We start from the raw sequence: 19,834 nt of genomic DNA, 5'->3' as shown, positions 1-19,834 counted from the left end.
CAAATCAAAACTACACATCGTTATGAAATTTTTAAATGGACTCTTGATTATAGCAGTATTTGCTTTTGTAACTGCTTGTGGTGGTGGTGCCAAAACTGAAAACACTGAAGGTGACACTACTAGCACTGCTGAAACTAAAAAAGATGGCGAAAGCACTGAAGTAAACAAAGAAGACGAAACTAAAAAAGAGGACCAAAATGCTCCTAAAGTTTTGTTAGTAGCCCAAAAGTGGGGATACGATGTGGCTGCTTCTGTAGGAATGTTGCCTGAGGAAGACCAAAAGAAAATCTCTGAAGAGCAGAAAAAAGCAATGCAGGGAATGTCTATGGAGTTCAAAGCTGATGGTACTTACGAAATGGCTTTAAACGGCGAAACTAAAGAAAAAGGTACTTGGACCATGAGCGAAGATGGCAAAACCATCACTACTAAAGAAGAAGGTAAAGACAAAGAAGTAATTGCTAACCTTAAAGAAATGACTGCTGAGAAGATGGTTATTGAAATGAAGGATGGCGAAAAAACTGAAACTTTTGTAATGGTTAAGTTTGTAGCTCCTGTAACAGAAGAAGTGAAAACTGAAGGCAACAAAGAAGAAACTAAAAAAGAAGAAGTAAAGACTGAAGAGAAGAACTAAGCTTTACTGATTTTATCTTAGGAACGGAAAAATAATAACTTTTCAGTTTGGAGGTGCTCTTTTACCCTGATACTTCGTTACTTTTTTTAGCCGTAGCTATGGCTACGCCTGCAAAAAGTGCCTCCTCTCAGAATAAAATCCCTACCTCAAAATCGGTAATTTATTTTTTCATCATTCCTTAGAAATTTCTTTTTAAAATATTTTTAAAACCTCTCTTAAGCAACCTTAAGAGAGGTTTTTATTTTTATTACCCCCGCATTTTAGTAAGTTGCCCAGCATCAACTAAACTTAAGCTCACATGTTTGCCCCTCTCTGGAACTCTTCTGATATTGCCGAAAGGCAACAAATCGCCTTACAAATTGCTGACCTGAACCCTGATTTCGCTAAAGCATACCAACAACTCAAACAAGGACAGGTATACACCACTGCGGTAACTCGTGGATTTGTTGAGTGGCAACTCCCCAATAACATTGCCCGGGAGCCTCACTATTGTTTGGTGTTTATCCCTTACCACTATACCCCTACCCAAAAATATACGGTCAAAGTATTTTTACACGGGTTGGTAAGCACAAAAAATAAGCAAGGATGTATACACAAGTTTATCGACACGCAGGCCGCCACCTATGAACACCGCAACTATATTTCAGTGTATCCGGCGGGTTTCAAAACCTCTCCTTGGTGGGCAGAAAGTCAACTCGAAAACCTGGCAAATATTCTGGCCCAACTAAAACAACAATACAATATTGACGAAAACAGGGTACACCTTGCCGGAATGTCGGATGGTGGTACAGGGGCTTATTACATGGCCAATACTTGCCCTACACTCTGGGCAAGTTTTTTTCCTTATTTGGCAAATATTGCCGGACTCAATGCCTTAAGCCAGCGCCAAATCTATGTGTCTAACTTCAAAAACCGCCCTTTTTTGATTGTAAACGGAGAAAAAGACCACGTATTCCCGCCCAAAATTGTGATACCGTATGCCGAACTTTTGCGCAAAGCAGGCATTGACATGGATTTTTATATGCTCGAAAATGCAGGACACAATATGGACTGGTTTCCGGCAATGAAAAGTAAAGTCATAGAGTTTATCACTACCCACCCAAGGCAACCTTTGCCCGATCAGCTTTATTGGGAAACCGAAACTGTAGATAAACACGCCCGTGTTCATTGGCTGATCATCGACAAACTGACTAAAGAGTCGGAAAATACAGATCGTTTGGTCAGTGTAAATACCATATTGAACTACCACAACCAAATGTTTAGGCGAGACAAGGTGTCGGGGCGGGTACGTGCCCAAAAAAATGGCAATGAAGTAGTACTGACCAGTGACAATGTAAGTGAGGTCACCATTTTATGTTCGCCAGCTCATTTTGACTTTGCCCACCCCGTGAGAGTTATTGCTAATCAACAGGTTGTATTCGATAAAATACTTTCACCCAGTATCACCACTTTGCTTAAGTGGCACGCCATAGACAACGACCGTACAATGTTGTTTGGGGCAGAGATAAAAGTAAAAATCGCCTGAAAAACACCCTATTGTAACACAGGTAGGGTGCTTACCAAGCTACCCCCAGGTTAAAAGAAATGTCTGCTCCGGTCGTATTATCTTTGCTCACAAGGTAAGTAAGGGCACTAGAGCCTACTCCCAAACGTACAGGACCTGCCCGAAATGAAAAGTAGCCCGACATAGCAAAAGCGTTGTGTCCCCCAAAACTGGTAGCCAGCCCAAAGTTGGCAATGGTAAACAAATTGAGGTTATAACCCAATTGCATACTGGGACGACGGGTGGCTGTACCCAATTCGGTGAACCCTTGTACATAAGTAGCATAAAAGTGGTGCAGGTTAAAGCTGCGTCCTTTGCGGTCTTTGGCAGGTATTTTATACTCAAACTGTAAGGCCAGGCGCATAGGCAGTGCCATATTAAAGCTGTTTTGAGTGGGTGTGGGGGTAAAACGTGCAGTCAGTGAGTCTACAAACGATTGGGTACTGTCGGTCAGGTTGTTATTCCCTACCCCCAGCGTAATGGGCACTCCCTCAAACGTAAATTGGTCTTGTACAGTATAGTTAAGCGTTTGCTTGGTATAACGTACCATCCCTATATCCAACAAACTTGCGGATATTGAAACCCTGTTTTGAAATGTAAAAGTAGCACCTGCGTCAAACCCCAAACCACGCCCTCGTACTGTTAAAGGATTGGCGGGGTTTTCTGCATCCAGTACCGGGTTGCCGTCTGCGTTAATCCTGTCATAAGGCAGTGCCCCATTGAGTTGGTAGTCTATGTCAAACCCCAAACTACTTCCATCAACAGCCGTTGTCATATTGCCCGAAAATCTTGACGTACGAAAAGCCATCATTCCTTCCAATACTTTGATTCGCCCTCCTATGCGTAGGGTCATTTCTTGAGGGCGAAGTTTTTTTTGAGTAAAGCCAATTTTGGCACGTTTCCCAATGCGAACAGGGGCAGCAAAACCAGCGACAAACTCCCTGAGCCAAAAACCAGTTCCTCCTACTCGCCCCAGGTCTACCGTTTGGCCCGCAAACTGCTTATTACCCTTCCAGGCAAATTGTGCCAGGGTTTTAGACAAGAAGATATTCCCTTCCACGCGTTCGTTTATTTCTGCCGATATAGTAAAACGCTCTATATAAGAATCTTCAGGCTGGCACAATGCTGTAGGGGTACGGATGCTATAGGCAGGTTTTTTTCGTACAAATTTAATAGCCACTCCTATGGGCTGTACATGGAGCCCAAAACTCGCCCGGTTTGTTCGATTGAGTTGTCCCAAACGTTCTTCTATTTTTTCGTTTACTTCTTCAGAAGTCAAGTTGCCCCCCAACAAACGCTCTACTTCTCCCATGCTCGTAATATTGTTCCCAAACCATCCATAAGCATTGGCCAGGTTAATTTGTACACGCTCTGAGCCTAACCCCAGCTTACTGGGTTGGTAACGTGCGCCTTGCAAGGTAAAGTGACTGCCATAGGCTGCAGCAGGATTGTTTTGCGCATTTGCGACCACACAAAATACCCCACCCCATGCTATGGTGCATAATAGTACGTATATTTTTTTGGACATCATCATCGGTGATTTATAGAAAGGTAATTGCCTCATAATTGCTAAAGCACTAATTTTTTAATTTCACTTTTACATCTGCTATGAGCTGAAACTTATACATAGTAGCGCCATCAATGCGTACACTACTGCTCAGTCCGTTGGTATCGAACCCGGTTGTAAACTTTATATATTTAGTATTGCGTAAATTGTTGAGTAACGAGGTAGAACTTACGCGTACCGATAATGTGTCGCCTGCGCTAATAAGTGATGGCACTTCGAAAAGCGAGTCGATGACTGTAGTTTGATCATCGGCAAGAAAGTATGCTTGTACTGCCAGGTTCAACGGGGTTTGATTGTCGTGTTTGAGGATCAAACTGCCTTCCAGGTTTTCTACTTCGCTGCCCAACCCCAGGTCAAAATTGTCGGTGGTTTCAAAGCTTGCCGATACATTGGGCGCAAGTGTGATGGCGGTGATTCCTGAAATTTGTAGTTGAATATTCATGGTAAGGTCGCTAATGTTGCTAAAATCGACATTTGACCCTCCAGGCGATTGTATGTTTTCTATGCCTATTTCCAGGTTTGAGTTCAGTGTAGTACTGAGCACCAGTTGGCTAAAAGAATAGCTGGCATTAGGAGCCACCTCTTGCGTAGTTGTATGGGTGATCAAGGCATTGGTTTCGCCTTGATTGCGAAAAACAATGCGCATGCCTGCTGACAATGCCACCGGGAAAGGATTGCTAAAAGAAGTACTGATTTGGATACTATCTATTTCTACCGATTCAAAAATCAAGGCATTGTTGGCGTCCGTAATCGTGTAGGTACGCTTGACAGAGTCGATGGGACCAAAAGCTGGCACTACTGGGACAGTGCCGCTGTAGCCATCCAATCCTAACGAACTGGCGGGAATAGCAATAGAAAAATCTACATTTTGGATGTCGGGCTGCTGAAGTACCCCCATTGTTCCTTTTACAATGGGGGCAAGAATGTCGGGTTGCCAATCTAAGGTAATGTCCTGATTGTTGTTGAGGTTGCAAGCAGTAATTAAACTGCCCAGAATGCCCACAAAAAGCCATAGGCGAATAGACAAAAGTGCGTGTTTGGTGTGCATTGAATAATATTTAGTGAATCATTTGATGTCTTAAAATCAACGGAATTGGCTATCTGAACGCCACCCAAAACCCATAACTTTTATGGCAAAACTTTTGACTATCTTTGAGATACCGTATCTTTTTGAAGCAAATGGTGGGCGATGATGGATAGAAAACACCCGTTGAAAGTGTTGTTGCCTATTATAATAAGCCATCAATCTTATTTTGTAACCTTCTAATCACCTTTTTATGTTCTTATTCAAAAAAGCCCAAACCAAGCAAGCTTTAGTACGGGTGGGTGCAGGCGGTACTGTCGTTAGCTTTGGTCAAATACAAGTTGTTCCCTTTTTTCACCATCTCACTATCATTGATTTATCTTTGCTGCATTTGTCTTTGCACTTGAGCGAAAGCCAGGCAATTTTGTGCAAAGATTTTATCAAAGCAGATGTAAAAGTGGTATTTGATATAAAAGTGGGTGCCAATCCAAGTTATATTCAAAATGTGTTTCACTCTTTTGACACTGATCAACTCACTGACCCCACCTATTTGGCACAATGGTTTTTGCCCCATTTTGAGCACGCATTGCGGGTGGTAGGGCAAACAATGAACTTTGAGGACTTGCGTAGCCAGCCCGATAAACTGAGGGATATGACACTAGAGGTCATAGGGAAAGACTTGTCAGGGTTTGAACTAGAGGATATGTTAGTAGAAAGCATTGAGCGCACTTCCTTTGATTTTTATAATGAAGATGATTACCTGGAACAGCAAGGCAAAGCCAAGGCTGGGCGGCTTGCAATGAAGGTACCCAGCAAGGAAGAAAGCACGGTTGTTGGGGAACTTGATCCCTTGTTGCACAAAAACTTAATGGCTGAAGAAGCCAAACAAGCGTTTGAGTTGGAATCGGTAAAAATTGAAATAAAACAACAACTTGAAATAGCTCGTTTGGAAGCCGAAAAACAGGTTGAGTTGGCAAAATACACCGCTAAGGCTGAGCAAAACAAACCGGATGACATAGACTTGGAACTGAAAAAAGTACGCGCACAGGCACAACAGGAAAAACAAAAGATTGACCAGTTACAAAAAGAGGCCGAACGAATAAAATCAGAGAAAAAAAACGACGAAAATAATCTAAAACCCTAAATACTATTGCCCTTATGCCATTACCAGTTGTACTAGTGATTGTAACTTTTGCCTGCTTAATTTTCATGGGCGCTGTGCTGCTATATGCTCAATGTATAAAAATAGCTCCACCCGGCTTTGCCCTTATCCGTACAGGTATGGCTGGCAGCAATGTGTCTTTTACCCGGCTCCTGGCCTACCCTGTATTGCATAAAGTAGAATGCATGGACATACGTTATAAGCACTTTACCCTCATTTGTGAAAACAACGAAGGTGCCACTTGTGCCGACGATATGCAAGTAAATTTACATTTCAGTTTTATGATGCGCGTCAATCATTCAGAAGATGACATCGTGAAGGTGGCTCAAAGCATAGGGTGCCAACAAGTTGGACAAACAGCTACCTTGCGTCAATTATTTGAAGCAAAGTTTTTAGAAGCAATCAAAACAACCACTCGGCAATTTAGTTACGAAAGCTTACTCAAAGAAAGGGATGCCTACAAAGCAGAGGTACTCCAGGCAATTGGCGGAGACTTAAGCGGCTTTATTTTAAATAATGCCAGTATTACCCACATTGGGCTTACCCCCCGGCAATACCTTGACCCTGATATCTTGTCGGGAGCCAAGGCACTTAAAGCACTGACAGAACGCCTGGCTCAAGTACACAAGGATGTCAGTGAACTGCCACTAACACAAACTGCGACCAATGCCAAAGAACAACAGTTTTTGCTGGCGTTTCAGCAGGGAGAAAGTGCAGCCATTCATCAGGCACACATTCGGTTTTTGCGTGAGCAGGGCGCGCTCGATGTTCGTTTGGTATCCCTGAAGGTCAAGCTTGAAGCTGAAGTTTCGCCCGATATTCGCACACGTTTGCAAAAGCAAATAGAAGACCTCAAGCGCAAACGCCAAGACTTGAAAACGCAATTTGAAGTAGAAAAAAAAAGTATCAAAGTACGTTATCAGCGCAAGCTATTGGCAGCTAAACGCAGCAATGAACTGCCCCCTGAGCCTTAATAAGGTTCTAGGGACTAGGCTCTAGGTGCTAGGTACACCCTTGTTTTACAGGTAGTTACACTTTTTCTATCACGTTGATTGAAGGTTCTTGGGACTAGGCGCTAGATTCTAAGTACACCCTTTGTTTAACTCCGTTGAGCTCATCACAGCAAACTGCTGCCCCGATAAATATAAATCGGGATTTAGAAATAGATTCGGTTCATAGGTAGTTACACTTTTTCTATCACATTGATTGAAGGTTCTTGAATGTCGGCACAGCCGCTATGGTGAGGCACCCGCTGAAGCGATGAAGTGGATTATTTAAGAGAATGCCACATTTTCGTTTTGCCTGCTCCGAAGGGTTATGCCCCATAGCCCGATCGGAATACCGAAAGTCTCCGCCGGGTTTCTCATTTTTTATAAGAAAGCCCTTTAAAAACCTATACCAATGGAAGGTTTGCTGCCATTGGTATAGGTAAGTTATTTCTTGACTATGAATGCGCTTTAGGCTTGGCTCAACCACCCATGTTTAGCCTTAAACTTTTCGGCTTGAGCAGGGTTAATCATCTGCACAAAAGCCAAATATCCCTTACCATAGGCAGTGGCATCTTTGCCCAATTGTTTGGTCATTTCAGCCGCCCCTTTTTGTTCATATTGGTGCAAAAACGCCCGGAAATTACGCATATCGCGGCGCGAGATACGTATCTCATCATTGTTTACCACCACTCCTGTCACGGTTTGGCGTTGGTGCCCTCGCATCACCATTGTTTTGTCTGGGTGAATCACAAAGTTTTCTTCGCCAATAATCTTTTTCGACAAGCCCAGGATATGCTTCAGGTCAGTCTCTTTGTTACTGCTCGAAAACACCATGTCATCGGCGTAACGGGTATATTTCCAGTCAAGCTTATCGCCCAACTTGCTCAAGCGATTGTCGAGCTTGCGGCAAATCAGGTTGGTAATGGCAGGCGAAGTACAAGCTCCCTGGGGCAAATAACGTTCGCCCAAGGCAACGAAGTATTGTTTTCCCTCTAGCTTGGCGCTCAACCGCAAAGCATCGGTACACATCAGGGCCAACACCGACGCCACCCCTTCGTTGTAGCCAAAAGACTTAAATAAGCCCTTGACCCTGCCAAACTTAAGCGAAGGAAAAAAGTCTTTCAGGTCAATTCTGATGAGTACTTCGGCCTGGAGGTGAAAGTGGGCGTTATCAGCAATGGACTTGCCTGGTCGAAAAGCCATGGCTGCTTCGTGGCAGTCTATTTTACTTAAAATATTTTCCAGAATCCATTGCTGCGCCTTGCGGGTTTTGGGTTTGGGCGAGGCAATGCTTCTAAACCCTCCCTTGCGTTTCGGAATTTGAAAACGGCTATAGTGGTCCATAGAAGCCGCCTTGCGGTGATACGACAACCACAAAATATCGCTTTGTGGCATCGCCATCAATTCCGACAAATCGCGCACATTATTTACCACAGGCAAACCTGCCTCTTTGAGTTGGGCTTCGTTGCCTCCTTCAAACTTGAGCCCGGCCGATACCCCATCGCCCAGGTAATAAGGGGTGTCTTTTTTGCGTTGGGCAATTTCAGCTTTTCTTTCCTTTTCTTTTTGTGCTTTTTCTACCTTTCTAATGGCACGTGCCGCCTTTACCCGCTCAATCCGGTTTTTTCTAATTTCTTTGATCAAAGGGGTTATATCTTCCAGCCCCTCTAGTTCTTTGCTTAACTTATTAAGCTCTTTATTGACCTTGTTTAATTCTGTATACCGTTGTTTGAGCATATCCAATTCGGCAGGGTCTAGCTTCAGAAAGCCCATGCGAATCATCTCCTGAATCTCAAAATATTGTTTACCGACACTCCTTAACTCAGCCCGCCAGTTTGTCGTTGTTTGATTTGCCATGTTTTAGGTTTTTATTAGTAAGTAGTTTTTTGGGAGGTGCAAGCTTCAAGCAACAGGCTACAAGTGTTACAACTTTGTATCACAAACTTGTAGCTTGTTGCTCATCCCTTGCTGCTCTTAAGCATTCTTCGAAATAGAGATCACACTTGCCATAATGTGGGCACAAGGGCCTTGGCGTAGTTTGTTGCGTCGGAAAAAGCTACACCCACACTCGGCATATTTGATGCGCCCATCCAGGTCTAAATGAATGGTAGGTTTGTAAAAGTTTTTGCCCTGTACGCCCACACTGTATTCGGTCAAGCCACCATCTAACCGCTCAGAACGCATAATTTCTACCTGGCCGCCTTTTACCAGTGATACCGCGTATTTTAAACGTTCGTCTTCTTCGTTTTTGGTGAGCTTAATATCTTGCTGTAGCAATTGACGCCAACGGTAGGTGCCCGTGAGGTGGTCATACATTGCTTGCCCGTTTTTGGCAAGTTCCTGCAAGGCAAAAGTAGCATTGCTGCGGTCTATGCCCATGAGCTCGGCTACCTCCTGGGGGGTGGTGGCCAACTTTTGAATCAGTACTTGTTCTACCTTTTTAATGTCTATGTTTTTGGTATTACCAGTAGAGGCAAGCAAATCAAAATTCCCTTTTTTTGCCCAGTCGTTCGAGGTCCAGCCCGAAAGCCCCAGGTCAAAGCGGTGCCCGTCCATTTCTACCGTCCAATAAGAAGGCATACCTGTGCCCAATAGCTTTACTTCTACCTTGTCGGAATAAGGCAAAAGCTCCTTAAGCACAAACAAACGACGACGCCCCCACAAACGAACCTCCCCTTCATGGCTTCCCTGGTATACATTGGTATCTTCTACCTCTATGCCCCAGGGGTCGATCACAATGGTAGTTTTTTCGCCTTTTTTGAGCATAAACCGGAGCGAACGCGGGCTTTCTCTTTCTTTTTTGCGTTCCAGTTCCAACAAAATTTTGGCCACTGTTTGCGAATGCAAGGTTACCCTGATGCCGTCTAACGTAGACGCTGACTGTACCTGCAAAAACCCACGTACCCAGCTTTCGGGCAAGTCAATTTTTTTCTCTACGGTGCCCCCTGCTGCAGTAGACAGTTCTACTTTCTCGAAGGCTACTTTGAGCCACGCCGGACGGTAGCTTCTCACCCGGTAAATCTCATCGGCAAGCGCCTGGCTAAAGTCTATATTGGTAGTACCATAATCTATCTCTCCTATAGTTTCCAACAGTTTAGAAGGCACCGAAATACGTCCGTAACTTGACTCGTCCAGCGAGAAGGCTTCAAAAATAACCGCATCGGGGTGCACACTTATTACTGGGTCGAGCACCATCCACTTGTCACGGTCGTGCTGGTAAAGCCAATTATAGTACTGGCGACGGGCTTTGTTTACTACGCTTTGGGTTTTACTTATTTCTTTTCGAAGGGCGGTTTTTTTGGTCTGAAGTTTTTCGCGCTCCTCCAGCTTTTTAATTTTCCTGGCTTCTACCCCTTTCATGTGTTGGGGCAACTCTTCCAGGTAGCGTTCTGCTACCCACTCCTGGTAAGCGGTATGGTCTTTTTGGGCGGGGCGCCAGTCGCCTTTGACTACCTCGCGCAGGGCAAGCATAAGGCGGGCATACGCCAAGCTATTTTTGATGACTGCATTGATAGACACTGGCTTGCGGGACATCTCAGCCGAAAAGTTGAACTTCATCCCCTCCGAGTCTACCTGCGAAGAACTGGGGCGGGCATAAGATTGGGTTACTTGCATTGGTTTTGGTTTTAGTTAAAGTAAGGTATTCCTGATTTTGAAATGATGACTTAAAGATAATATAAAAAAAATGTTATGGTAGTACGTCAAACTTATCAATATTTAAATAATATTTTTTGATAAATATCTGACAACAACCCATTGTTTTGATTGGCTTTCAAATCAATTGTTGAGGCAAAAAGGCATACCTGGCCAGGCACTACTCAAAAAATTAAAACTAAAAATCAAATCGTTTTAAGTATGACTACTTGTTCCTCCTGTTTTTTGGGCTAAAAAATAGGGCTTCAAATAATACTGGGTAGTATTTGCCTGGCAAGGCAGCACAATCAATTATTTTACCTCAGGCTGTTTAAGCCGGGGGGTACTCACCGCGTCAGGTGGCTTTGTGGGTGGCTGAGCGGTGTTTCTGGCAAAGAAAAACGCAATCATCAAGCTCTCCAGCTCAATCAAGCGCGGAATAGCCGCCGTAATGATTTCTTTGTTTGCCAAAGGTACGGCGATAAACATCAGTAAAATGATGATGGCAAACAGTAATAGAGCAAAGGTGCCCGCAAAGGACAACCTGCCCAGGTTTTCGAGTTTTTTTCCCATGATAAATTGTGTTTATAGTGTAAAAGAATATTTCTCGCCTCGGTTTGTGTCTCCACAACCGAGTTTACGAGTCCTTAGATATCGATGAATATCGGTGCTCAGCAAAGCTCGCAGCGTCTGGAAACATTATTTTTGAAGGTTTCGCTCGTGGAGACACCATAGCCGTCAGGTTAAGCAAACAAGTGTAGAAAATTCACCCCAAAAATACCGCCACTACCTCAGCGAGTGTCTCCACTCGCTGATTGAGTCTCTAAAAAAAGCGCCCAAAGACAGTCTGGTCTCTTGTGAAGACACAAGCGACGGCGGAAGCTGAGGCAATGACGGTACTGTTTTATAATAAATTCAAATAAAATATTTTAGGAATAGTACCAAAATAAATTTACATTTTTAACGTCGTCTTTCGCTGACAGAATTCGTTAAAAAAACTTGCCTTAGCGCTGCTATGTCGCCGTCCCGCAGGGCTGGTTCAACATCCACTGGATATTGCCCTGCCTCTTCTGCCAACAAAATATTTTGGCGTTACTATAGTAATTTAATTTCTCAACATTCCTTAGTCCATACAAGGTTATCCCATCATTCAAAAGTTGCCAAACTTTATTAGGAGACACCATTTTGCAGGAAATTTTATACCTGGCAGGTTTTTAAAACCTGCCAGGTATGGCTAATATTTAGAAGAGTATTCCACCACCTCGGGCAGTGTCTCCACGCCCGATAGAAGCCGCGTGTGTTTCTAACAACTCAAGATTATTTTCAAATGAAGGCATTGTTTATCAAATACTTAAAGCCTTCACTTGAAAAGTTAAGTTGACGCCAATGCTCGATGTGGGGCTGATCAGTACCTGAAAAAAATTCAATCAGCCTGCACAGGTTTTACAAGAAAACCTTGATGAATAGTAAGCAGGTTGGATGGGTAAAAATAAGCTGGAAAATAAAGCCCGGCATGAAGTCATGCCGGGCAGCAAATATTTTAGTATCAAACACGATTATTACTTAGTAAACCTTACCAGCTCTACTCCTTCCAGCATTTGCAGGGCAAGGTGGGTTGAAGTGGGGTTTGCGCCAGACCAGTATACGTTGTCATTGTTCTCTTTTTTTGTAGAAATATTTTTCGATAAATCAGGCAGTTCAAGCACCAATTTATCATTAAAAGGCACCGTTACCTTCAATTTTCCTCCCCCCTCTTTGTCAATTTCCTGCCCGTTAACATCACGAAGCGCCTTTTTGTGATCATGAGCTACCCCAAAATGCAACACTTCGGGCTTCAGATGTAAATCTAAAGTTTGCAAATCGCCTTTGAATAAGCAAAGCATGACATTGGGCGACAAAGCCACCCGGCGAATGAGTTCAAGCGGGACATCGTTGGCTGTTTTGCCCTCTACTTGCATGCCTGGCCAGCCTGCTACTGCTTCGGAGCGCATAATAAAACCGCTGATGGTGGTTGCACTGGGCACAAAAGCTTCCTCCAACGCCCTTATTTCGTCATCCAAGGCGTGGTCGCCACTGGTGACCCGCCCCATGCTAAAGGCGCCGTCCAGCAAAGCCTCCATCCATAGCCTGTCTAACTGAAAAAACCGGATAGACTCTACAGGCAGCAGTTCCTCATCGGGCACCAAATAGTTAAACGGTACGCCTTCGAGGTTTTCCAGCTTGGTGAGCCAATCGCGGATTTGCGCAGGCAAAGCCTCAAGTGTGGTATCCGTAACGGATCCCGCCAAATGCGTTGGGTTATTGCCGTGGCGTTGGGTTTTGGCATAGCGCCGCTTCCACTGGTACAATGAGGTAGAAAAATGGGTGTTTTGCAAGGCAAGCAAACGCCCCAGCTCCCAGGCGGCAGCATACGACACATCAAACATGCCGTCTTTCTCATAATAGCGCACCAAGGCATCGGCACCTTTGGCAGGAAAGTCAAAGGTTTCGGCATTGGAGCGAGGCGACAAAGGCCCATGGTACCACGAAACCGTTTGGGCGCCTTGGCGCATGCGGTGGGGCAAGGGGTAAAGGCCGTTTTTCAGGTATGGTGCTGCTACAGTATTGCTATCAGGTAAACGCAAGGTAGAAACCCTGCTATCCATGTTTTTAAGAATGGTGGCAAAATCGCCTATAGTTTCGGTACTGGTAAACTCCCAGCTATGAAGCTTTACCAAGCGAACTTTGTCAGTAGTGCCTGCCCTCTGATAATTAAAAGTTCCATCACTTTTCAATCTATTCTCCAAAGACACCAAATACACCGTATTCTGTTCACCTTTTTTGGGCAGGCGGTTGGCTACTACAGTCGCCATGTCGTGTCCAGCAAGGTTGCCTTCGTTGTCTTTGGTTTGCCTCACGTGGGTCAACAACCGCAAGGCTTGTTCATTGGGCATTATTTTGTCCAGCAAACTCTTTTTGATGTCAACCACGGCTACTTTGGTGGCATTGGTTTGCCCTGGCTCCAGATTGTTTACATCAGGGGCACTTGCCACTCCTTCGGCTATGTTCCCAATCGCAACGATGCTTTCACTTACTTTATCCATTTCATTTTCGTGCACTACCAACAAGGCAAGCCAAGGTGTCTCGTTATCATCCGAATACACCTCCCGCTCCCAAGGCAGGGTATTGCGCGAGAGCAACACATGCGGAAACACATTGGCATAATCGCTTTGGCTATGGGCGGGCGGAAACACACTGTGTATGTGTTCGGGCTGGAGATGAAAACGCTCCCCTGCTACATGAAAATTTCGGGTAAGCGAAGGGGTGGCTTTGGCTTCATCATCTACGCTCAAGGTTTGGCTGATGGTCAGTTGGTACTCGCCACTCTCGAGCCCTGGCTGGTGGTATTGAACAAAATCTATTTTGGTTGGTTGGGTATTCATTGTCTTATCCATTTATTTTTTTGTGATGGTGAATACCTGACAGTTTTTTTAACTCTGTCAGGTATAAATTAACTTTGCTTTACGCAGGAGTCACTTGTGGCACTTCTTCTACCTGTGGAGCCAATACAAAGTGATCTGCTACTTTATCATTCAGATCAACGGTTGCATTGCCTAGCCCCAAAGCATTCAGAATGTCAGCATTTTTATTTTTTTTATCTTCGCCTTCGCTTTTAGCGACTACGATGCTGTTGTTAATCTTTTCTTTTGCCTCTGCATCACCCACATTTTTGGTAAAAGGGTTTCTGGTTTCCCAGCCAATAGCACCACCCAACGCAGTGGTTTCATACTTCACAAAATCACGGTCAACCAACTGGCTATGCCCTGGGGTAGACTCCTTGGCTGTGATCTCTAGCCCAGCAAAGGCATTGTCTACAAAGCGGGCATCATTGAGGTTATGCTGTAGTTTTTGTCCCCACATGGCAGCAGGCACTTTTTTGGTTACAGGTTTGTACTTCAGGTTTTGAGTATAATCTCCCCCCTCACGGGTAAGCTTGATGGTTTGGCTACTGCTTACCTTATCGGCAGCTTTGTCCATAGGGGCAATGCCAAAGGCAGTGTTCCAGGTTTTCGGTACAGATTGGCTACCCCAGGTTACTTCTTTAGCAGGAATCACCCCATCGGTTACTATAGCAAAGTGTTTGGGGTTGATGGCACCCAAATGCGTATCATCTTTACCCTTGCTCACCAAGCCATCTTTCACATTTACACTCAGGTATTTGTCATCTTCTTTGGGTAAAAAGCCTTTTTTGAAATTGTCCCAGTCAATGGGCTGAAGCGTTTTGCCCGACGAACTCCCAAAGCTTACCCCAATAGAGACGATCCAAATATGGATGCGGGCGTGCCCCGCAAACTTAGGTCCCCAAATGTGTACATCGGCGCCCAGGTCTACCGTAATGTGGTGGGTACCAAAAAAGTGGTAAGTATACGAAGCCCCAATGTCTATATATAGCGAGATGTCGTAGTGGTAGGGCTTCCAGGAAATCAAGAAGTCAGCTCCCATTTTAAACCACGCCCGCAGGTTGCCATTGTGGTACATCGCCTCCAGGTGCCCACCTGCCATCAGCGCGTGGGCACACAGGGCATAATACATGTCGCCCTTGATGCTGGTATGGCTATCCAGCGCCCAGTTGAAACCCACTCGGGGCACACTGGGGTAATGAGCAGGCTTGGCAAAGGCGGGATGGTAGCCCCCCACCGTCATCACAAAGTCTCCGGCATGCTCGCCCTTGAGCCAACTATACGCAGCAAAGCCGCCCGTGAGGTGGCAGTCTTTAGAAAGCACATACGATTGGGGCGTAAGCACCCCCATCAGCCCCACAAAACCTTCGTCGGGAATAAAAGCCCCCTTGAGTGCCATTTGCACCACCGCCAGGGCTTCTTCGTTGCCTCCAGCTTCGGCGGGCGGCGTAACCAGGGTAGACACCCCCAGCAAATCGAGCTCAAAGCGGTTGCCAAACGACGCCGCCAACAACATGCTGGACTCTATCAGCTCGAAGCTAGAAAAATTGACGCCTACCGCCAAAAACATTTGCCCAATGGCGGGCGGAATGTATAGGTGAATCTTTTCCAGTTCATCGCTTAGGTTGGGCGAAGTATTGCCTGCTTGCCCTTGCATTGCCTCTGCCACCAACGGAAAGTCCAGCACTTTGTCGGCAGAGGTAGGCATGCGCAAGGCGCGGTTGTAGCCAAAGCCTGCGCTTAAGCCTTTCACAAAAAAGAAGGGAGGACCACCCAATGGGGCGTCTAGAGTAGCAAAAATAAACAACGAAGGATGCCCCTCTTGCTTGGTATAAGAGCCTATTGCCCCCAGCGAAAACTCCTCCATTTTGAGGATGGCGGTGCCGTCGTATTCGTCTTCGCCGTCTACCGTTTCTCGCAAAAATGCGCCGCCTATTTCGAGGGCATCGTTGTGGTAGTCGATGCCGAGCCCTTTGAGGTCGAAGGAGGGGCTGAACTTAGTCAATGGCGAGCTTACGCTCAAGCCGTCTAAGCTAATGGTGAGCCCACCCAAGGCAAAGGAAGCATCGAGGGCAGCTTTGATTTTGCCCCCGCCATAACCCAAGCCAATGCGATGGAAATGCACTGGACCGAGGTTTTTCTGGAGCGCAAACCATTTGGTGCCATCATCGGTGCTGTCTGCCGTGGTTTTAAGTGGCTCTGGAGGCAAGTTTGAACCGTTGGGGTTAGGCTCCTCTGGATTTTCATTGACTGCCACAGGCAAGTCCAAATGAAACAAATCATCGGCTACCTGAAGCTTGGCTTCCAGGTGGGTGCCTTGAGTAATGTCCTGTTCAGTTTGCAAATGGCTGATACCTTCAGGCAACAAAGCATTAATTTCGCCAAGGTTTGCCTGAGAAAAACCAGCCGATGCCATCAACAACTGCACCTGTAGGGTAATGCTCTCTCCTACGGGAAACATTTTGCCCACCAACGGCAACGCCGATAGATTGAGCCCACCATCTACCTGAGCAGTAAACAGGTTTTGGGTAGTTTCATTATTGCCCCCAATGCTGGTTTTTTGGTGAGCCAAAGCCGCCTCTCGCAAGCGAATCTTGAGCACATCGGGTACTCCTCCAATGCCTACCTTTTCCAACAGTTCACTCAACGAAATATCAGCAGGATTGTCGTTGTGATAAGCCGCTAACATGAGACTGTTGGTGTTGCTTTTATCAAAAATGAGGTCAAACTTCAGGGTTTGGTCACCAAGTGGTATCTCCAAATGCCCGGCAAACTCTTTTTTGTAAGCATTGCCTTGCTGGCGGGTAAGGGCAATGTGGGGGCGAAGGCTCACCGTTTTGCCAGAAGCAATGGCAAAGTCTACTTCGCCGCCGAAAGCATAATTGCGGCTTCCAGTATTCAAGTCGGCTTTGAGGTTTTTAAATTCAATGCCGTTCAAAATACTCAACTGGTCTGAAGATACGCCAAATTTCTGGGCTATATCGGCCATGAGTGTACCAATGGGAATGACTTGATTGGGGGCAGTTGAGCCGCTCAATATCCAACCTTGCCCAGTCTGATAGTTGCCCTTAAGTTGTACCCCTACTCCAGCAATGTCAAGTTCACTGGCTGCCTCCAGCACTACCTGCCAGGCTTTAGTGGCTACTGACTGATTGGAGGCTTGCGCTGGGTGGGTCAGCTCTAATGCCACTCGTAAATCCAGAGAAAACTGGGCAATTTTGGCATTTAGTGCAACATCACCCGCAAGGTGGTAATACTTGAGGCGTGGTTTGGTTTCCAACAAGGCATTTTCTACCATCAGGTTCACAGGCAACACCTCAGGTGCTGGCAAATAAACTGCCTCAAGCATTTCCCGTAGAAGTTGAGCCAATTCTACTGCCCCAACAGTTTGGGCACTAAATGCCCACTCGTTGGGTTGTTGGCTGTCGTATTGGGTGTTTAGCTCAAAAGCAGCTCCACCTACTCTAATGGCTCCAGCTCCTTCAAAAGTGAATTTATCAGGCGCATGGTCAACATTTATGGTAAAATCACCTTCCAGTTGCTCGCTTATTTTAAGCGTTGAGGCTCCCTTAAATGCCATGGTTTTGGCAGTAGGGCTATAAGTAAGCTCCAGATTGCGCACCGTGAGTTCGGGCAAATTATCGGGTAAGTTTACCCCCAGCCCCGAAAAGAGGGTTTGTAACAAACTGGTCAACGAAATATCATCTCCCAAATCGGTACTACCTTGGTAAGTCCAGCCCGAATTTTGGTCATTTTTGGTAGAAACCAACCGCAAAGGGTGTTCTCCTATTTGAATGGTTCCTCCTATTTGCCCAGTTGTTTTGCGGGTGGCATTGTCCAGCGGATTTTCGATCTGAAGCACACAGGCTACTTCCTGTAGGCTCAATCCAGGAATGATCTCCAGTCTGCCCTGACTCTCAATATATACTGCCAGGTAAGGAATTTTAGGGCTATCTTTCTGTACCTGTAGCTCAAACTCGCGCAGGGTAACGCCCACAGCATTATCATTTTTGAGAGCAGAAGGCAAAGTATTGTTACCATCACTGGTCAAATCTACCTCGGTCAGGTTTTTTACCCCGTCCAGACCAAAGCTGATGGGTTCCAATAAGGTAATTTGCCAAGGATTGTTGATAGGTTTGTCAATGCGCAAGGCAAGTGCTACCTCCTCAAGAGTACCCTTGCCCTGCAAGCTACCCGAAGTTTGCCAGCCATTGCTGCTTCTTTGAAGCAATACTTGGAGGTCAAGCTCCTGAATTTCGAGGTGGTTTTCCCAAATTGGCCACGGAGTAGCTGCTGACAGGCTCAGGTCAAACTCATGAAGCTGTTTTTTATCCAGGTCGATGACCAGACGTAGGTTTTTCAGGTTAGAGGAAAAACTGCTGCTCAAGCCCTCGGGCAACAGGGAAGTAAGCGCTGTGCCCCCCAAGAGATCAGTAAACGCCCCCAATGAAGGCAGTGCTTGGGTGCTTTGGGTTTGCAGTGTAACAGCGCCCCGCAGAGGCAACGGAATTGTTGCCTCTATGTCGAAACTCCCCACATGTGCCGCTCCTTTTACCTGCCCCTGATAACTATAGCCACCATTGCCATTTTGCCTAATGACGAGCTCCAGCCCCAATTGCTTCAGAGCCAGTACCGAGCCATCGTCGGGCAAAATATTCCAAGCCCCTGTAGTTTGCAACCCAAAACTCAGGTCATACACCTTTTTGGCACTGGGGTCAAAATGAATCTCAAGGTGCTGTAGGTCAAAGTCTGGCAGGTTTTTGATTTGAGTAGGCAAATCGTTGAAAGCATTGCTCCCCATGGCCAACTGAGCCAGCCCTGTGAGGTTAAAGTTCACTCCTGGAGGTAACAAACGTAAGCTCCAAGTACCCGTATTGCCTATAGGTAAGCTGAGCTCTACGGTTAAATCTTGCCCGCTCAGGGTAAGCTTGCCAGTAACAGTTACCCGATAGCGTTTGCGAAAACTGCCTGATTGGTGACGCACGTTTACCGCCAATGTTAGGTCTTTGAGCGGCAAAGGATTGCCTACCTCCAACTCCAGAAACTTCCAACTTTCTTGGTTGGCAGCAGGTACAGTACCACTAATGGTGAGCTCTTCCCAATCGTGTTGGTCAAAGGCGGTGGCTTCCAGATGTACGTCGCTAAACTCTAGCAGACCATACAACAGCTCATACCCTGGGTTTAACCCCAGCAAGGGGGCTAAATCAGCGAGACTAAGGCTTGCCAAATCAGCGGCTAACTTTACCTTGTTTCCTCTGGTTTGGCGGGTTTCGGTAAAGGTAGTGGCTACGTTTATTTGATTCAGCAGGCTCGCCTTGCCTGCACTTACCTGAGTGTAGGCATTGGTAGAAGATACCTGTACCTCTCCCAACTCCAGAGCAAATACCTCTAGCAAAGAAAGTAATTTGCTATGTGCTGTAGAGTCGGTAGATTTGATGGTTTTATTTAGGTTTGTCATTTTGTTTCTCATTAGGCTCATACCATAATTAAATTACCATCATTCCAAAGGTCATTGAACTTTTGGGCAGTGGCAGGATCAAGAGAAGGCACAAAGGCAGAAGCAACGTTAACATTCGTCCTTCGTCTTTTTTGAGAGGGTGGTTCTGATAATGATTCCAAAGAAGCACTAGAAATAGCACTCTCTAGGCTGGATTCTCGGATGGTTGAATCGGTCAATCCAAAAGAGCTTCGGGCAGACTCCATGGAACCAATAATGCTACTAGTATCACCTTCTTCGTGTGTATCTAGCTTTCTTTTCCTAGCTAATTTATCTGGAGAAGGTGAAATAATTGGCGCTACTGGAGCTGGGCTCCCTCCCATAATATCGCTAAAACCTCCAGGTCAC

General features: G+C 45.7%; 12 protein-coding genes. 4 read left to right on the top strand and 8 right to left on the bottom strand.

Annotated features, from left to right (window positions below; translation table 11 throughout):
* The first annotated feature begins 22 nt into the window (after positions 1-22).
* Both M23134_RS22810 and M23134_RS22805 read left to right on the top strand, forming a co-directional pair.
* Positions 23-631, top strand: a complete 609-nt coding sequence (locus M23134_RS22810) for a lipocalin family protein (protein WP_002700042.1) — start codon at positions 23-25, stop codon at positions 629-631.
* 298 nt (positions 632-929) lie between these two features.
* Complete coding sequence (locus M23134_RS22805; RefSeq protein ID WP_002700028.1) at positions 930-2,156, top strand: dienelactone hydrolase family protein; 1,227 nt, start codon at positions 930-932, stop codon at positions 2,154-2,156.
* A gap of 31 nt (positions 2,157-2,187) precedes the next feature.
* Here M23134_RS22805 and M23134_RS22800 read toward each other — a convergent pair whose 3' ends face one another.
* Together M23134_RS22800 and M23134_RS22795 are read right to left on the bottom strand one after the other, a co-directional pair.
* Positions 2,188-3,708 carry a DUF5723 family protein gene (locus M23134_RS22800; RefSeq protein ID WP_157558602.1) on the bottom strand — a complete coding sequence of 507 codons (1,521 nt, stop codon included), beginning with the start codon at positions 3,706-3,708 and terminating at the stop codon, positions 2,188-2,190.
* 43 nt (positions 3,709-3,751) lie between these two features.
* Positions 3,752-4,789, bottom strand: a complete 1,038-nt coding sequence (locus M23134_RS22795) for a hypothetical protein (protein ID WP_002700025.1) — start codon at positions 4,787-4,789, stop codon at positions 3,752-3,754.
* A gap of 229 nt (positions 4,790-5,018) precedes the next feature.
* On the opposite strand from M23134_RS22795, the gene M23134_RS22790 reads away from it, so the two are divergent.
* Positions 5,019-5,909 (top strand): flotillin family protein, encoded by an 891-nt coding sequence (locus tag M23134_RS22790; protein WP_002700022.1) that lies wholly within the window; start codon positions 5,019-5,021, stop codon positions 5,907-5,909.
* 14 nt (positions 5,910-5,923) lie between these two features.
* A complete protein-coding gene (locus M23134_RS22785; protein WP_002700021.1) occupies positions 5,924-6,901 on the top strand; it encodes an SPFH domain-containing protein in 978 nt (325 codons plus the stop codon).
* 483 nt (positions 6,902-7,384) lie between these two features.
* On the opposite strand, the gene M23134_RS22780 is transcribed toward M23134_RS22785, so the two are convergent.
* The 6 genes from M23134_RS22780 to M23134_RS22755 all read right to left on the bottom strand — a co-directional run bounded on the left by M23134_RS22780 (position 7,385) and on the right by M23134_RS22755 (position 19,692).
* Positions 7,385-8,773, bottom strand: coding sequence for a reverse transcriptase domain-containing protein (locus tag M23134_RS22780; RefSeq protein ID WP_002700020.1), 1,389 nt, complete (start codon positions 8,771-8,773; stop codon positions 7,385-7,387).
* Positions 8,774-8,890: 117 nt separating this feature from the next.
* Positions 8,891-10,531: a hypothetical protein gene (locus M23134_RS22775; RefSeq protein WP_002700019.1), complete on the bottom strand. Its 1,641-nt coding sequence runs from the start codon at positions 10,529-10,531 to the stop codon at positions 8,891-8,893.
* A gap of 330 nt (positions 10,532-10,861) precedes the next feature.
* A complete protein-coding gene (locus M23134_RS22770; RefSeq protein ID WP_002700016.1) occupies positions 10,862-11,122 on the bottom strand; it encodes a hypothetical protein in 261 nt (86 codons plus the stop codon).
* 986 nt (positions 11,123-12,108) lie between these two features.
* Positions 12,109-13,971, bottom strand: a complete 1,863-nt coding sequence (locus M23134_RS22765; protein WP_045114147.1) for a hypothetical protein — start codon at positions 13,969-13,971, stop codon at positions 12,109-12,111.
* A gap of 79 nt (positions 13,972-14,050) precedes the next feature.
* Positions 14,051-19,447 carry a DUF6603 domain-containing protein gene (locus M23134_RS38715; RefSeq protein WP_002700013.1) on the bottom strand — a complete coding sequence of 1,799 codons (5,397 nt, stop codon included), beginning with the start codon at positions 19,445-19,447 and terminating at the stop codon, positions 14,051-14,053.
* Positions 19,448-19,464: 17 nt separating this feature from the next.
* Complete coding sequence (locus tag M23134_RS22755) at positions 19,465-19,692, bottom strand: hypothetical protein (RefSeq protein ID WP_157558601.1); 228 nt, start codon at positions 19,690-19,692, stop codon at positions 19,465-19,467.
* Positions 19,693-19,834: the final 142 nt, after the last annotated feature.

Source organism: Microscilla marina ATCC 23134, assembly GCF_000169175.1.
Lineage (GTDB): Bacteria > Bacteroidota > Bacteroidia > Cytophagales > Microscillaceae > Microscilla > Microscilla marina.
Note: the sequence above shows the minus strand (reverse complement) of the source record. Positions and strands in the feature narration are given on the sequence as shown.

Excerpts from the sequence above, each read along its gene's own strand:
- M23134_RS22810 (WP_002700042.1), top strand. The coding sequence starts at position 23 with ATGAAATTTTTAAATGGACTCTTGATTATAGCAGTATTTGCTTTTGTA.
- M23134_RS22805 (WP_002700028.1), top strand. The coding sequence starts at position 930 with ATGTTTGCCCCTCTCTGGAACTCTTCTGATATTGCCGAAAGGCAACAA.
- M23134_RS22800 (WP_157558602.1), bottom strand. The coding sequence starts at position 3,708 with ATGATGATGTCCAAAAAAATATACGTACTATTATGCACCATAGCATGG.
- M23134_RS22795 (WP_002700025.1), bottom strand. The coding sequence starts at position 4,789 with ATGCACACCAAACACGCACTTTTGTCTATTCGCCTATGGCTTTTTGTG.
- M23134_RS22790 (WP_002700022.1), top strand. The coding sequence starts at position 5,019 with ATGTTCTTATTCAAAAAAGCCCAAACCAAGCAAGCTTTAGTACGGGTG.
- M23134_RS22785 (WP_002700021.1), top strand. The coding sequence starts at position 5,924 with ATGCCATTACCAGTTGTACTAGTGATTGTAACTTTTGCCTGCTTAATT.
- M23134_RS22780 (WP_002700020.1), bottom strand. The coding sequence starts at position 8,773 with ATGGCAAATCAAACAACGACAAACTGGCGGGCTGAGTTAAGGAGTGTC.
- M23134_RS22775 (WP_002700019.1), bottom strand. The coding sequence starts at position 10,531 with ATGCAAGTAACCCAATCTTATGCCCGCCCCAGTTCTTCGCAGGTAGAC.
- M23134_RS22770 (WP_002700016.1), bottom strand. The coding sequence starts at position 11,122 with ATGGGAAAAAAACTCGAAAACCTGGGCAGGTTGTCCTTTGCGGGCACC.
- M23134_RS22765 (WP_045114147.1), bottom strand. The coding sequence starts at position 13,971 with ATGAATACCCAACCAACCAAAATAGATTTTGTTCAATACCACCAGCCA.
- M23134_RS38715 (WP_002700013.1), bottom strand. The coding sequence starts at position 19,447 with ATGACAAACCTAAATAAAACCATCAAATCTACCGACTCTACAGCACAT.
- M23134_RS22755 (WP_157558601.1), bottom strand. The coding sequence starts at position 19,692 with ATGGAGTCTGCCCGAAGCTCTTTTGGATTGACCGATTCAACCATCCGA.